The 14,941-nt window shown below is 70.6% G+C and carries 15 protein-coding genes and 1 riboswitch; of the genes, 8 read left to right on the forward strand and 7 right to left on the reverse strand.

Going from position 1 to position 14,941, the window contains the following annotated elements; all coding sequences use genetic code 11:
- Positions 1-93: 93 nt before the first annotated feature.
- Entirely contained in the window at positions 94-1,035 is a 942-nt protein-coding gene (locus B7K21_RS05895; protein ID WP_159448425.1) for a DUF4349 domain-containing protein, read from the forward strand.
- Between the two features lie 10 nt (positions 1,036-1,045).
- Here B7K21_RS05895 and B7K21_RS05900 read toward each other — a convergent pair whose 3' ends face one another.
- The 6 genes from B7K21_RS05900 to B7K21_RS05925 all read right to left on the reverse strand — a co-directional run bounded on the left by B7K21_RS05900 (position 1,046) and on the right by B7K21_RS05925 (position 7,316).
- Positions 1,046-1,741 (reverse strand): anti-sigma factor, encoded by a 696-nt coding sequence (locus tag B7K21_RS05900; protein ID WP_084074260.1) that lies wholly within the window; start codon positions 1,739-1,741, stop codon positions 1,046-1,048.
- Complete coding sequence (locus tag B7K21_RS05905; protein ID WP_084074261.1) at positions 1,725-2,336, reverse strand: RNA polymerase sigma factor; 612 nt, start codon at positions 2,334-2,336, stop codon at positions 1,725-1,727. The genes B7K21_RS05900 and B7K21_RS05905 overlap by 17 nt, the downstream gene beginning before the upstream one ends.
- On the reverse strand, positions 2,333-2,992 hold the full coding sequence (locus B7K21_RS05910; protein ID WP_084074262.1) for a class F sortase: 660 nt from the start codon (positions 2,990-2,992) through the stop codon (positions 2,333-2,335). Before B7K21_RS05910 ends, B7K21_RS05905 begins: the two co-directional genes overlap by 4 nt.
- Before the next feature lie 118 nt (positions 2,993-3,110).
- On the reverse strand, positions 3,111-3,923 hold the full coding sequence (locus tag B7K21_RS05915; protein WP_084074263.1) for a DUF4397 domain-containing protein: 813 nt from the start codon (positions 3,921-3,923) through the stop codon (positions 3,111-3,113).
- Between the two features lie 164 nt (positions 3,924-4,087).
- On the reverse strand, positions 4,088-4,720 hold the full coding sequence (locus B7K21_RS05920; protein ID WP_084074264.1) for a phosphoribosyltransferase: 633 nt from the start codon (positions 4,718-4,720) through the stop codon (positions 4,088-4,090).
- Between the two features lie 172 nt (positions 4,721-4,892).
- On the reverse strand, positions 4,893-7,316 hold the full coding sequence (locus B7K21_RS05925; protein ID WP_084074265.1) for a GH36-type glycosyl hydrolase domain-containing protein: 2,424 nt from the start codon (positions 7,314-7,316) through the stop codon (positions 4,893-4,895).
- Positions 7,317-7,635: 319 nt separating this feature from the next.
- Between B7K21_RS05925 and B7K21_RS05930 the strand changes: the two genes are divergently transcribed.
- From B7K21_RS05930 to B7K21_RS05955, 6 genes are all read left to right on the forward strand, one after another.
- Positions 7,636-8,136: a hypothetical protein gene (locus B7K21_RS05930; protein ID WP_084074266.1), complete on the forward strand. Its 501-nt coding sequence runs from the start codon at positions 7,636-7,638 to the stop codon at positions 8,134-8,136.
- A gap of 18 nt (positions 8,137-8,154) precedes the next feature.
- Positions 8,155-8,730 (forward strand): dCTP deaminase, encoded by a 576-nt coding sequence (dcd, locus tag B7K21_RS05935; protein WP_084074267.1) that lies wholly within the window; start codon positions 8,155-8,157, stop codon positions 8,728-8,730.
- 139 nt (positions 8,731-8,869) lie between these two features.
- A complete protein-coding gene (locus B7K21_RS05940; RefSeq protein WP_144016076.1) occupies positions 8,870-9,748 on the forward strand; it encodes a DUF2510 domain-containing protein in 879 nt (292 codons plus the stop codon).
- Between the two features lie 70 nt (positions 9,749-9,818).
- A riboswitch (TPP riboswitch) is annotated at positions 9,819-9,938 on the forward strand.
- Positions 9,939-9,959: 21 nt separating this feature from the next.
- Positions 9,960-11,030, forward strand: coding sequence for a thiamine ABC transporter substrate binding subunit (locus B7K21_RS05945; protein ID WP_084074268.1), 1,071 nt, complete (start codon positions 9,960-9,962; stop codon positions 11,028-11,030).
- Positions 11,002-12,702, forward strand: a complete 1,701-nt coding sequence (locus B7K21_RS05950; RefSeq protein WP_234989194.1) for an iron ABC transporter permease — start codon at positions 11,002-11,004, stop codon at positions 12,700-12,702. Before B7K21_RS05945 ends, B7K21_RS05950 begins: the two co-directional genes overlap by 29 nt.
- Complete coding sequence (locus B7K21_RS05955) at positions 12,699-13,373, forward strand: ABC transporter ATP-binding protein (protein WP_084074269.1); 675 nt, start codon at positions 12,699-12,701, stop codon at positions 13,371-13,373. Before B7K21_RS05950 ends, B7K21_RS05955 begins: the two co-directional genes overlap by 4 nt.
- A 104-nt stretch (positions 13,374-13,477) precedes the next feature.
- Here the strand turns inward: B7K21_RS05955 and B7K21_RS05960 are convergent, their stop codons facing one another.
- Positions 13,478-13,960 carry a rhodanese-like domain-containing protein gene (locus tag B7K21_RS05960; RefSeq protein ID WP_084074270.1) on the reverse strand — a complete coding sequence of 161 codons (483 nt, stop codon included), beginning with the start codon at positions 13,958-13,960 and terminating at the stop codon, positions 13,478-13,480.
- Positions 13,961-14,098: 138 nt separating this feature from the next.
- Between B7K21_RS05960 and B7K21_RS05965 the strand changes: the two genes are divergently transcribed.
- The gene (locus B7K21_RS05965) at positions 14,099-14,938 is read left to right on the forward strand and encodes a hypothetical protein (RefSeq protein WP_084074271.1); all 840 of its coding nucleotides are present in this window, start codon (positions 14,099-14,101) and stop codon (positions 14,936-14,938) included.
- The last annotated feature ends 3 nt before the right edge of the window (positions 14,939-14,941 follow it).

Below are 14,941 nucleotides of genomic sequence, written 5' to 3' on the forward strand. Positions count from 1 at the left end.
GGGACTCACTACTCCTCACCGTGACCGGACCGTGGCCCGATCGTGACCACCCAACCCTTGCGCCGCGTCGGGCGTCTCAGTTGTATGAGCACCATGAGCGCAATCATGGGGGGCGCGGGGCGACGGGGCCGCCGCGCAGGGTTCATCGTCGGCCTGATGGCCATCGCAGGCATGCTCGCGGCATGCTCGAGCTCCGGCTCCGATGCGTCGGCTTCCTACGACGACGGATACGCCTCGGGCGGTGACGTCGGCGCGTACGAGGAGTCCGCAGACGACGGAGGCACCGCACCGTCGGCGCAGGACCGGGCCGTCATCGTGACGGGCGAGATGTACATGACCGTCGAGGACCCCGTCGCGACTGCCGATCAGGTAGCCACGATCGTGCAGAGCGCGGGCGGACGCGTCGACGGCCGCAGCGAGACGGCCCCCGACGAGTACTACGGCGGCGCGGCCGCGCTCACCCTGAGGATCCCCGCCGACGAGCTCGACGACGTGCTCGAGCGAGTGCGCGCGCTCGGCACGGTCGACGAACTGCGCACCGAGAGTTCCGACGTCACGACGCAGGTCACCGACCTCGAGTCCCGGATCTCGACGCTGCGCGCCTCCACCAAGCGCATCGAGGGACTGCTCACTGAGGCCAAGGACATCGGTGACATCATCGCGCTCGAGAACGAGCTGTCCAGTCGGCAGGCCGAGCTCGAGAGCCTCGAGGCGCGCCAGCGTGGCCTCGATGACCAGGTGTCGATGTCCACGATCTACCTGTCGCTCACCACGGAGCCCGTCGTGATCGTCGACGACTCACCCGACTCCTTCTGGGATGGGCTCGTGAGCGGCTGGAACGCGCTCGTGGCCTTCGTCTCCGGGGCCCTCGTCGTGATCGGCGTCGTGCTGCCGTGGCTCGCGCTCGCGGGGATCCTCGCGTTCGGCACGATGCTCGTGGTCCGCGCGAAGCAGGGGCGCGCCCGCCGCTCTGCGGCACCTCAGGTCGAGACCACCGGGCAGGCAGCGCAGGAATCCGAGCCTTCTCAGTCTTGACGCGTTCCGCCTACTGCTCGAGCACTCCGCGAGTCACCGAGTCCCCCGAGTGCGTCGGCACGCCGTCGAGCGGCTCGACCGAGATGTCGACGATCGGGAACGCTCCCACATCGAAGCCTGCGGGGATGACGAGCTCTGCGTGATCCCCAGTCAATGGACCCAGGCTGATCATGCCCTCGACACTCGTGTCGATCAGCCACACCTCAAGGTAGGCGTCCTCGACAGGCACCGAGGTCGTGTCGATGACGAGCACCTCACTGCCGTCGTCGCGCTGCACTACCTCCGCGGTGCCGGCCGGCGCGTCGTCCGCAAGTGAGGCCAAGGGCGCGGAGGCGACGACGGTGCCGTCGAGGCCCGAACCACCCGACACGATCGCCACGGCGCCCACGCCGCCCACGATCACCCCCGCCGCTGCGGCCGCCACGCCCACGAACCACCGGGAGCCCCGACGCTCACGACGCTGGGCAAGCTCGTCCACTACAGCGGGCGCCGGCTCGGCGATGTCGGCGACGATCGCGTCCCACACACGCGCAGGCGGTGCAGTCAACGGCACGGCTCCCGCGCTCGCGACGCGCGACATCGCGTCGACGTACGCCTCCACCTCGATGCGGCACGCGGCGCACGAGTCGACGTGCGCGACATCGGCGGACACGCCGTCACCGAGTGCGACGGCGGCGAGCGCGTCATCATCAGGATGCCTGGACATCGCCCACCTCCCATCGCTCGCGCAGGGCGATGAGGCTCCTGCGCAGATGACTCTTCACGGTACCGAGAGGCATTCCCAGCCTGTCGGAGATCTGCTCGTGCGTGGCCCCCTCGTAGAACGCGAGCGCCACGATAGTACGGCGGGGGTCGCCCAGCGCCTCGATCTCGTACGCGATCTCCACGGCCTCTGCCTCGCGCTCGATCACCGCGGGCTCGGCGACGTCACGCACCGCCTCAAGCCGGCGCGCCTCGCGCCCGCGGGCCTCCATCGCGTCGGCGATCCGCCGCTTGGCGATGCCGACCACCCACCCGCGCAGGTCGCCCCGCGCGGGGTCGAAACCTTCCCTGCCTCGCCACGCGCTGACGAAGGTCTGCTGGGTCACGTCCTCCGCGTCGGCGGCGTTGCGCAGCGCGCGCAGCGCGAGCGTGTGCACGAGCGGAGAGATGTCGCGGTAGAGGGCCTCGAGCGCTGCCTCACGTCCTGCGACGAAGTCGCGCGCGAGGGACTCACGATCACGGACGGGCTCGACGACCGGATCTGCGGTCATCGACTCACCTCCGTCGGTGTCGGTGTCGGCCTCGGCGAGGAGCGTCATGGCGACGAACCCTCAGGTATCGCCCACACTACGACATTGTCCGAGTAGTGGCGTTCCTGTCGATCCCACGATCCTCCGCACGTGATGAGCGCAAGGCGCGGCTCGCCGTCGCGCGAGAACACGTCGGCGAAGTCGATCTCGCGCTTGTCGGTCTGCTCGATGCGCTCCACGGTGTAGATCCGCACGCGGTCGCCATCCCGGACCTCGATCCTGTCGCCCGCGTTGAGCTCGCGCAGGCGCGCGAAGGGTCCGATCCCACTCGGATCGTCGACGTGCGCCGCGAGCACCATGTGGCCTTCGTCCGCGTCGAGATCGGGTCCGTAGCGGTACCAGCCAGCGATCTCGGCGCGTTCGGGCACTTCCATCTGCCCGTCCTCCGCGACTCCGACCGGCGCCACTGCCATGTCGATGCCGAGCGCGCCGACCACGAGCCGGGTCGGAGCCGTCACAGTGGCCCTGGGCGCGAGCGCCGGGTCGGAGTCCACCACGGCGACCGGCCCGTCGACCACCGGGGCGGCGATGGGGCCGATCCGGTCGTCCGCGCGCGCTGCCTGCGGCTCCGGACTGCCGGACATGCCAAGAGGTGCAGCGTCGGGCGTCGTAGCGCAACCGGCGAGGATCAGCGACAGCGCGAGAGCGGTGGCGACGATGCGCATGGCGGGCTTCCTCTCTGACGTGGGCTGTGGACGGGGCGAGGCCGCCGCCCTGCCGGGGGAAGCAGGGCGGCGGCCCGGGGTGCCGGCGGGACACCGGCACCCCTGGGGGGGGAACCGTCTAGCGGCGGTTCGCCGCGAGGCGCACGCCCACACCTGCCGCCGCGAGCACGGCGAGCGCCGCGGCGATCAGGGCGATCGGGGCGCCCTCACTGTCAGCGGCGAGACCCTGGGTGCCGGTGGGGACGCCCGAGGGTGCCGTCATGTGGGTGTCCACAGTCTGCACGGCGAGAGCGAGCGACTCTTCAGCGGCGCTGCCCCACGCGTACACGATGGTGTTGACGCCGTCCTCGATCGTGACGTCGGCCGGTCCGAGCACCGGGTCGGTCTCGCCCGCAACCGAGACCGCGGCCTCGTACGTCGCGGCCGGGAGGTCGGCCATGACCTCGTCCGGGTTGGCCAGCGACTCGAACACGACGGAGCCGTCGGCCCAGACATCGACAGCAGGCGCGGCCGCGGTGTGGCGCACAGTCAGTCGGCCCTCACCCGCGTCGGTCGCGGAGATGTCGTTCGTGAAGAGCGTGGCGGTCGGGTCGCCGCCCTCGGTCAGGTGCGCGACGGCGGTGTAGCTCATGCCCTCCTCGAGAGGCAGATCGATCGGGCCGAGCAGCGGCGCTGAGGCGTCGGCCGCGTCGGACGCGGTGATCGCCACGGTGTACGTGCCGGGGTCCAGGCTCAGGGGCCCGGCGAGGTCGCTCGGGGCGAAGTCGTCGAGCGTGAGCGCGTCGTTGACGTACACGTCGACGGTGAGGTCCGGGATGCCGTGGAGCACCGAGAGCTCGGTCTTGCCGTCCTCGACGGCGCTGGCGGGTGCTGCGAGACCCACCGCGATGAGCGTGCCGGCCGCGATGCCGGCGAACATTGCCTTGCGCATGATCTTTCCTCCCACTCAAGGGGTCGCCGTGTGCGACCTCCTTGCCCACTACTTCTGGACACGAGGCGGGTTTGGATGCACGCGCATCGAGATTTCTCGACTTTTCTTCGCGATGGCCTATCTACCTGGGGAGATGCTGGGCGCAGGCAATGCCCGATGCTGGCTCAGTCCCGCGCGAGCGCACGGGCGACCTCGGCGTCGGTGGTCTGCGCGAAGTCCTCGTACCACTGGCCCACGGCATCCATGGGCTCTGGCACGAGCACCGCGACGGCAGCGTCGGCCTCGTGTGCCAAGGAGGTCATGACGTCGGGCGGGGCTACGCCCGCGGCCACGATCACGCGGGCCGCTCCCCTGGCGCGGCACACGGCGATGGCGGCGCGGACGGTGCCGCCGGTGGCGATGCCGTCGTCGACGATGACCACGGTACGGCCGCGGAGCGCGAGCGCCTGGCGGCCACCCCTGTAGGCGGCCACGCGACGCTCGAGCTCGGCGCGCTCGCGCCGCGACACCACCGCGACCGCCTCGCCACTGATTCCGACCGCAGCCATCGTGGCCTGGTCGAGGACTTCCACGCCGTCCTCGCCGATCGCGCCGAAGCCGAACTCCTCGTGGCCGGGAACGCCGAGCTTGCGCACGACGACCACGTCCAGGTCGAGTCCGAGCGCATCGGCCACCGCGCGGGCCACGATGACACCCCCACGGGGCACCCCGAGCACGAGCGCGTCGGCGCCTTCGAGCAGGGGCTCCACCAGCCTCGCTGCCGCGGCGCCGGCCTCCTCACGATCGCGCAGGATCATGCTTCCAGCGTAGGCACCGCATCGCCCGGCCGCACCACCCACTACCTCGCCGAAGTGACGGTCAAATGGTGACTGTGCGACGAGACACTCCGCCGTTGCGGCCCTGAGCCGTCACTTCGGAGAGCGTTGGCGGACTGGGCCGAGCGGTGCGACTGGGCCGAGCGGGAAGCGCCTAGACGACGGCCTCCACGTGCACGGTGGCGCCGGACTCCGCGTACGGCACGGTGTCACCCTCGATCGGCGTGCCGTCGACAGTCAGTGCCGCACCCTTGCCGCCCGAGTTCACCACGTGGATCACGTAGGTGGCCCCGCGCACGGTGCGCCGCACCGTGTACTCGCCGATCTCCGCGCCGATGCATGGGTCGACGATCAGCCCGTCGTAGCCCGGTCGCACGCCCAGCAGGTGCTGGGAGACCGCGACGAAGTTCCACGACGCCGTACCAGTGAGCCACGAGTTCTTGGCCTCTCCGTGGCGCGACGCGTCCTTGCCTGCGATCATCTGCGCGTAGACGTACGGCTCGAGGCGGTGCACCTCGGACTGCTCCTCGCGGTACGCGGGCGCGATCTGCTTCCAGTACTCCCACGCGTACTCGGCGCGGCCCAGCCGGGTCTCACCGATGATCACCCAGGGGTTGTTGTGGCAGAAGATGCCCGCGTTCTCCTTGTAGCCCGGCGGGTAGGTGGACACCTCTCCCAGCTCCACCTTGTACTCGGTGAAGGCGGGGTTGAGCAGCACGATGCCGTGCGGCGTGTTGAGGCGCTCGCGCACCGAGTCGAGGGCACGCTCGGCGCGCCCGTCCTCGATGCCGATGCCCCCCATGACGCAGAAGCCCTGCGGCTCGATCCAGATCTTGCCCTCGTCATTGACGTGGCTGCCGACGGGGTTGCCGTAGTAGTCGAACGCGCGCGTGAACCAGTCGCCGTCCCAGCCGTGCTCGAGCACCGCGGCCTTCATGTCCGCAATCGCGCGCTCGGCGCGGTCGGCCTCGGCGTCGTCGCCGCGGCGGCGAGCGAGGGCGGCGTACTCCGGTCCGATGGCGGCGAACATGCCCGCGATGAGCACGGACTCCGCGACGCCGCCGGTCTTGTTGCCGGTGGTCTGGAACGACTCGCCCGGCTCGGTCGAGAAGCAGTTGAGGTTGAGGCAGTCGTTCCAGTCGGCGCGCCCGATGAGCGGCAGGCCGTGCGGGCCGGCCTTCTCCAGCGGGTGGTTGAACGACCTGCGCAGGTGCTCCATGAGGGTCTGCGCCTTGGACTCGTCGTTGTCGAACGGCACCATCTCGTCGAGGATCCCGAAGTCGCCGGTCTCCTTGACGTAGGCCGCGACGCCGAGGATGAGCCACAGCGGGTCGTCGTTGAAGCCCGAGCCGAGCACGTGGTTCCCGCGCTTGGTGAGCGGCTGGTACTGGTGGTAGGCCGAGCCGTCCTCGAACTGTGTGGCGGCGATGTCGAGGATGCGCTCGCGGGCGCGCTCGGGCACAAGGTGCACGAAGCCCAGCAGGTCCTGCGACGAGTCGCGGAAGCCCATGCCGCGGCCCATGCCGGTCTCGAAGTACGAGGCAGAGCGCGACATGTTGTACGTGACCATGCACTGGTACTGGTTCCAGATGTTCACGGACCGGTCGAGGCGCTCGTCGTCGGACTCGACCGTGTAGGAGCCGAGCAGGCCGTCCCAGTAGGCCTGCAGCTCCTCGAACGAGGCCATCGTCTGCTCGTCCGTCGCGAACGAGTTGAGCAGCTCGTGAGCGCCGACCTTGTTGACGATGCCCGGCTGCTCCCACTTGGAGTCGCGGTCGTTCTCGAGGTAGCCGAGCACGAACGTGAAGTCCTTGGTCTCGCCCGGCTCGAGCGTGACCTTGAGGTGGTGCGAGGCGATCGGGTACCAGCCCGAGGCCATCGAATCACCCGAGACACCGGCGTGCGGCACGGCGGCCTCGTGGAAGCCGTTGCCGAATCCGAGGAACGTGTCGCGGTCGGTGTCGAACCCGTCGATGGGCGCGTTGACGCCGTAGACCGCGTAGTGATCGCGACGCTCGCGGTACTCAGTCTTGTGATAGATCGCGCCGTCCACGACCTCGACCTCGCCGATGGAGAGGTTGCGCTGGTAGTTGGTCTGGTCGTCCTCGGCGTTCCACAGGTTGAACTCGAGGAAGCTGAACAGCGACAGCTCCTTGCGCGCGTCTGTGTCGTTCGTGAGGGAGACGCGGTGCACCTCGGCGTTCACGCCGACGGGCACGAACAGCAGCACCGATGCGGTGACGCCGCCGCGCGATCCGGTGATGCGCGTGTAGCCCATGCCGTGCCGTGTCTCGAACGAGTCGAGCTCGGCCTTGTACGGGCGGTAGCTGGGGCTCCACACGTCGCCGCCGTCGTTGATCGAGAAGTAGCGGCCGCCGTCGTCCACGGGGATGTTGTTGTAGCGGTAGCGCGTCAGCCTGCGCAGCTTGGCGTCGCGGTAGAACGAGTAGCCGCCGCCGGTGTGGGAGACGAGCCCGAAGAAGTCCTGCGACCCGAGGTAGTTGATCCAGGGGTACGGGGTGTGGGGCGTCTCGATGACGTATTCACGGGCTTCATCGTCGAAGTGGCCGTAGCGCATGGGTCAAGCCTTCCAAGTTCTGCGTGGACGCGCCCGGGAGAGCGCTCTCACAGCGTAGACCTGTGGAGCGACCGCTACGTCACCGAAGGTCCCCTCAGAAGTGTCGAATGCCGTCGAAACGGCAAGGAAACCGGTACGGAGCCTGCCCGCCACGCCTCGCCCGGCCCCCGCGTCGGGCGCTGGTGAGGCTGATCGCCGCTCGGGACGACGCCCGACGCCTCGGCGGGCTAGCGTGGGAGATGCCCGACGCGTCGGCGCGGGGCCGGCGGCAGGCTCGCCGAGGATCGCAGGAAGGCGCAACGCAGGGACGGGAGGCGGGATGCCGACGGTGGCCTCGGGTGACGGGCGCGTGACGCTCGACGTGCCGGAGGGGTGGGACCCGGCGGAGGACGTCGACGACCTGCCGGACGAGTTGCGCAGCGCGCTCGCGGCCTCGCGCCTGGGACCGCTCGCGATCCCGGCGACCAGTCGACTCGGCGCCGGGAGCGTCACGCTCGACCGCGAGCGCGCGGACGGCAGGCGGCACGACGTGCTCGACTCGTTGCTGCGCGACGCCTTCTCGCGCTCCAAGGACGCGGCGCGTCGGCACTCGGAGTTGAACCTCGACGAGTGGGAGCCGTTCTCGACCCGTCAGGGCATGGACGGCGCGGTCGTCGGATACACCGTGACCGGCAGGGGCGCGCCGCACTCGCACCTGCTCCTCGCGGTCTCGACGCCCTCGGCACTGATCCGCGGCGGGGGCACTCTCGAGCGCGCGCTGGACGGGGCCGGGCTGCTGGAGCTGGTCGGAGTGCTCAGGACCCTGCGCCTGACCCGCTGACGGCGGTAGGTTGACCCCATGCTGCTCTCCGACCGTGACATCCGCTCCGAGATCGAGTCCGGGCGCATCGCGCTCGACCCCTATGAGGCGGACATGATCCAGCCCTCGTCGATCGATGTGAGGCTCGACAAGTTCTTCCGCATCTTCGAGAACCACCGGTACGCCGTGATCGACCCGGCCGCGGAGCAGCCCGACCTCACGCGCCTGGTCGAGGTCGAGGGCGACGGACCGTTCGTGCTGCACCCTGGCGAGTTCGTGCTCGGGTCCACGTACGAGTCGGTGACGCTGCCGGACGACGTCGCGGCCCGCCTCGAAGGCAAGTCGAGCCTGGGTCGCCTGGGCCTCCTCACCCACTCGACCGCAGGGTTCATCGACCCAGGCTTCGAAGGCAACGTCACGCTGGAGCTGTCCAACACCGCGACCCTGCCCATCAACCTGTGGCCGGGCATGAAGATCGGCCAACTGTGCTTCTTCCGTCTGTCCTCGCCGGCTGAGCATCCGTACGGCTCCGACCGGTACGGCTCGCGCTACCGCGGCCAGCGCGGCCCCACTGCGTCGCTCAGCTGGAAGAGCTTCCACCGCACGGAGATCTGACTCGCACGGAGCCCGGCGGATCGCCCATTCGGCACTTCCCTGTGCAATACCTGACACGACGTCCCTGCTAGTTGTCAGATTCGATAAGATCCTCGGCAATCGCGTCGGCGGGGGTTCGGTGCGGCGAGGGGAACTCACCATGACTTTCGCCAACGACGGCGCAGGATCGCAGCAGGCCGGCGGCATGACCGCTCAGACGCAGGGCGCGCCCGCCGCGGGCTGGTATCAGGACCCGCACGACGCCACCGGGCTGCGCTGGTGGGACGGAGCGGCCTGGAGCGAACACACCACGCGTCCCGACGCGGCGACCGCCGCAGCCTCCACGATGGCGACGTTCGAGCAGCAGCCCGCCAAGCCCAAGCGCGGCGCCAAGTGGTTCTTCAGCCTCGTCGGCACTGCGCTCGTGGTCTTCGCGATCGTGATCGGCAAGAGCGTGATCGGCGGCGGCATCGGGGACTTCATCGCAGAGCTAGGGGACGGCGACGAGCGCACCCTCACGGCGAAGGCGGACGGGTGGACGTCGTTCGACGTGCTCGCCGGCCACGGCACCATTCAGCTGGACCCCGCGTGGGAGGACGCGTACGACCTGGTCGACGGGGACGCGGTCGGCGCGCAGATGTCGGCCGATGCAGGCACCACGATCTCCGTGGAGGGCGCGTGGATCACCGAGACTGACGCGGACGGCAACTCCAACGTCCTGTTCGTCATGACCGTGCCCGCGCTGCCCGGCGGCACGACCCCCAAGCTCGAGGTGGAAGGCTTCATCGGCGACACGCAGGTGGGCGAGGAGAACACCGTCACCGAGACCGCCGGGCCCGTCGTCACCGGCAACGGGCTGCACGGCTACGTGGCCGAGTTCAGCTACGACCTGTACGGCTGGAGCTACACCGATGCGGTCGGCTCGATCATCGAGGGCAAGCGCGAGGTCATCGTGTACGCCTCCAACGGCAGCGACCAGCTCCCCACCGGGATCGTCGAAGTCGAGACCGTCCTGAACTCGCTCGTCCTGAACGACTGAGCCCCCCGGGCGCGTCGGGCCCGGTCCCGGCCCCGGCGTCGGGCACGTCCCTAGACCCGCGCTATCGTGGGAGGCACGACAGGGGAGCGCCTCCCGGCAACGGGCCAAGGGCGCTGAGAGTGCGGACCAGCCGCAGACCCTCGAACCTGATCCGGCTAGCACCGGCGTAGGGAGTCGAGTCTCGCCCCCTCCTATTCGTACGGAGGAGTACATGCGCACCACTTCGCGCACCGCCGCGCTTGCGGCAGCCACCATCACCACCCTCACCCTCGCGGCCTGCACCGGCCCCGAGCCCGAGAACACGGCGAGCACCACGCCCGCCGAGGAGGCGACCACCGTCACCGTGGTCACGCACGACAGCTTCAACGTGCCCGACGAGGTGCTCGCCTCGTTCGAGGCGGAGTCCGGGCTGCAGGTCGAGTTCGTCGCGCCGGGCGACGCGGGCACGCTCGTGAACCAGCTGGTGCTGACCAAGGACGCTCCGCTGGGCGACGTGGTCTACGGCATCGACAACACCTTCGCGACGCGGGCCGTCAACGAGGGAGTGCTCGCGCCCTACACGTCGTCGGCTGCGGCGGCCGAGGACGCGGCCGCCTACGCCGTGCCAGGGGCAGAGGACGTGCTGACCGCGATCGACTTCTCCGACGTGTGCCTCAACTACGACCTCACGTACTTCGAGTCCGCAGGAGTGCCCGCGCCGACGTCGCTCACCGACCTGACCGACCCCGCCTACGCCGGCCTGGTCTCGGTCACCAACCCCGCGACCTCCTCCCCCGGTCTCGCGTTCCTGCTCGCCACGATCGGCGAGCTGGGCGACGACTGGGCGCAGTGGTGGGCCGACATGACCGCGAACGGTCTGCGCGTCACCGCTTCGTGGTCCGACACCTACTACACGGACTTCTCGGCGCCCAACTACGGCGGCGACTACCCGATCGTGCTCAGCTACGCGTCCTCCCCGCCGTACGAGGTGATCGACGGCGAGCCGACCACGGCCTCGATGCTCGACGGCTGCTTCCGCCAGGTGGAGTACGCCGGCGTGCTCGAGGGGGCCGAGCACCCCGAGGCCGCGCAGCAGGTCGTCGACTGGATGCTCTCGGACGACTTCCAGGCCGGCCTGCCCGAGAACATGTACGTGTACCCCGTGTCCTCGTCGGTCGAGGTGCCTGCCGAGTGGGCCGCGTTCGCGCCGCTCGCCGAGGAGCCGGCCTCTGTGGATCCCGCGGAGATCGACACCCGCCGCGACGAGTGGATCGATGCCTGGACCACGATCGTCCTGGGCTGACGCCGACCCCGCCTCGACGATGACGTCACGCGCCGCGACCGTCCGCACCCGCCGGAGCGCCCTCAGCCTCCTGCGGTGGTGGGCGGTCGCGGCCGCGCCGCTCGTGTTCCTGGGGCTCTTCTTCCTCTTTCCCGTCGGGTCGGTGCTCGCCCGCGGGCTCCTCGAGGACGCCGACGCGGGGGCCGCCCTGGCCGTCCTCGCCGAGCCGCGCACGCGTTCGGCCATCGCGACGACGCTCGGGCTCGCGCTCGCCGGCACGCTCGGCTCGCTCGCGCTGGGGCTGCCGGCGGCGTGGGCGCTGGGACGCTTCGCCTGGCGAGGCCGCGCCCTCATGAGAGCCGCCCTCACCACGCCGTTCGTGCTGCCGACCATCGTGGTCGCCGCCGCGTTCTCGGCACTGTTCTCGCGCTCGGGAGTGCTCGGCTCGTGGGGGCTCGATCAGACCCCGGCGGCGATCGTCCTCGCGCTGGTGTTCTTCAACGTGTCCGTCGTGGTCCGCATCGTCGGAGGCGCGTGGGAGTCGCTCCCCCCGGGACGGGCGCTCGCGGCACGCACCCTGGGAGCCTCGCGCGCCCGTGCGTTCGCCGAGGTGACGCTCCCCTCGCTCGCGCCCGCGCTCGCCTCGGCCGCAGCCGTCGTCTTCCTGTTCTGCACCACGTCCTTCGCACTGGTGCTCATCCTGGGTGGCTCGCGCGTCAACACCATCGAGACTGAGATCTACATCCAGGTCAACCAGTTCCTCGATCTGCGCGCAGCCTCGGTGCTGGCGCTCGTGCAGGTGGTAATCGTGGCCGCGGCGCTGGCGATCAGTGCACGTGCCGGGCGTGCGCGGGGACTGACGTCGAGCGTCGGGCGTCTGCGCGCCCCCCGACCCCTGGAGCGATGGGGCGTGGCGGGAGCCCTGCTGCCCGCCGTGCTGCTGCTCCTCGCGCCCTTGACCGCGCTCGTGGAGCGATCGCTGCGCGTGAGCGGCGGCCACGGGTTCGCGCACTACGCCGCGCTGTTCACCACCCCCGAGCGAGGGGTGCTGCCCGTCGCGGTGTGGCAGGCGGCGGTCAACTCGCTCGTGACCGCAGCCGTCGCGATGCTCATCGCCGGCGTGGTCGCCCTGTTCGTGATGTCGCTCATCGCCCGGCGCTCCCGGCGCGGCGCGCTGCTCGAGGCCATCGCGATGCTGCCACTCGGGGTGAGCGCCGTCGTGGTCGGCCTCGGCCTGCTGCTGACACTCAACCGCAGCGTGCTCGGGATCGATCTGCGCGCCTCGTGGTGGCTCGTGCCCATCGCCCAGGCGATCGTCGCGCTGCCGCTGATGCTGCGCATGCTCGTGCCGGCCGCACGCGCGATCGAGCCGCGACTCAGGGACGCCGCCGCGACCCTCGGCGCACCTCCATGGCGCGTCGCGCTGCACGTCGATGCCGCGCTCCTAAGGCCCACGGCCGCCGCGTCCCTCGCGTTCGCGTTCGCGATCGCGCTCGGCGAGTTCGGCGCCACCGCATTCGTCGCGCGCCCCGACCGCCCCACGCTGACCACCGCCATCGCACGCCTGCTCAGCCGACCCGGCCCCGAGAACGTGGGGCTCGCCTTCGCCGCGTCCGTCATGCTCGCGCTCATCGTCGCGTCGGTCATGCTGATCTCGGAACGCTGGCGCCGATTCGAAGGGAGCGGGCTGTGAGCCCCACCGCCGCACAGCACTCGGACGGCCTCACGGTCGCCGACCTTGTCGTCACCTACCCCGGACGCCCACCCGTCGAGGCGGTGCGGGGCGTCTCGCTCACGATCGCGCCCGGCGAGACCGTCGCGCTGCTGGGTCCGTCCGGCTGCGGCAAGTCCTCGCTGCTGGGCGCCGTGGTCGGCACCATAGCCCCGGCGGCGGGCAACATCACGTGGGGAGACGAGGAGCTCACGCGCACGCCCGTGCACCGTCGCGGCTTCGGCATGGTGTTCCAGGACGGGCAGCTGTTCCCCCATATGGACGTAGCGCGCAACATCGCGTTCGGCCTGCGCATGGCCGGCGTCGACCGCGACGAGCGCGACCGGCACGTGAAGGAACTACTCGCGCTCGTGGGACTCGAGGGGCTCGGGGCACGGGCGGTCGGCGAGCTCAGCGGCGGCCAGCGCCAACGCGTCGCGCTGGCAAGGTCGCTCGCGCCGCGCCCTCGCCTGCTCGCGCTCGACGAACCCCTCTCGTCGCTCGATGCGGAGCTGCGACGCAGACTCGCAGTGGAGGTGCGCGAGATCCTGAGGGCTGCCGGCACCACCGCGCTGCTGGTCACCCACGACCCAGCCGAAGCCGAGACCATGGCGACCCGCGTGCGGCGCATGGCCGACGGCAAGCTGATCTAGCGTCGGGTGCGCCCTGGCAGTCACTGAATGCTGAGATCGGTGCGATCCTCAGCACTCAGTGACTGCTAGGGAGCAGGGGCGCGGGGCCAGCGCCGTGGAGGGCCTCAGCAGTCGCAGGCGATCGCGCCGCCCGGGCCCGCGACGGGCGCGGTCAGCGGGTCCGGCGCGCGCTTCGCGTCCACCGTCACCGGCGAGCCCGACGCCGCATCGCGCACGACGCGATCCACGGGGAGCCCCTCTCTCGCCCAGTACTCGAAGCCGCCGATCATCTCCTTGACGGCGTAGCCGAGCTCGCTGATGATGAGGCCGGCTCGCTGAGCGCCGTTGCAGCCGGGTCCCCAGCAGTACACGACGAAGCGCGTGCCCGGGGGATAGGTCGGGATGCGCTCCGGCATGTCCGGCTTGGGCATGTGGACGGCCCCCCTGACGTGCCCTTGGTCCCACGCCTCCTGGCTGCGCGTGTCGATGAGCACGAATCCGGGATTGCCCTGCTCGAGTGCGGCGTGCACGTCCGAGCAGTCGGTCTCGAAGCTCAGGCGCGCAGCGAAGTGCGCGGCGGCGTCGGTCGGGTCGGCGAAGGTCTCCATGAGGGGACGGTAGGCCCGACGCGGCACGCCAGTCCAGGTACGGGCGGCACCGCTGCGCGGGTTGCGATTCGGTGAACTCCGTAGGCCTGAGCCCGCGGCTGGGTTACTGTCGAGCAAACGAGCAGCACGGAGGGGTGAATGGCCGAGCTCTCGCGGATCGCCGGGACGGCGACGCTGGGAGGGCCGCGCGCACGCGGCGCGTCGGTCCTGCTCGGCGCGCGCATCGCCACCGTAGGGCTCGTCATCGCGCTGACCTCGGGCTGCGGACCGTCAGAGCCGCTGGATCCGACGACGCCGACGCCCACCGGGGTCTCCACCGCGGCACCCCAGACGCCCGACGCGTCGGGGACGTCCTCTCCCGCGCCGACGGTGGTGGCAGAGGAGCCGGAACCCGAGGAGACCCAGACCACCGACCCCGCCGACCTGGTGCCCGCGGAGGACCAGCCGAGCCTGATCGGATCGCTCGCGGACGGTGATCTTGCGTGGGAGCTGACGTCGGGTGATCTGATCGACCTTCCGGCGGGCTGGGAGGACACGACCGCGGAACTGCTCGCGGCAGGAGCGGGCTGGTCAGACCTCGCCGGAATGTGGACTCTCGATGGAGCCTCCGCCTTCGACTCGGACGCGGTGCTATACGTCAGCGCGCTCGACGCCGACGACTCGGCTTCGACGCCGCTCGGCGATGTGGTCGACGAGTACTACCTCCCGGGCTACGAGGCGAGCGGCCTCTCCGTCGCCTCACGCGACGAGACCGCGCACCCGCGCGGGTACGATGCCGTGCGCGTCGAGCTCAAGGGGCAGGATGCGTCGGTGCTCATCGACGGCCGACCCGCTCCGGCACACCACACGCTGGTGGTGCTGCGTCACGGATCGCGCGAGCTGGCGCTCGAGTTCCTGCGGTACGGCACGGCGACCGGGATGGCCCCGCCCGACGCGGTGGCCGAGGTGGTGGCGTCGTTCGTGTTCGACGAGCGCTGAGCC

It is taken from the genome of Demequina sp. NBRC 110052, from assembly GCF_002090075.1.
Lineage (GTDB): Bacteria > Actinomycetota > Actinomycetes > Actinomycetales > Demequinaceae > Demequina.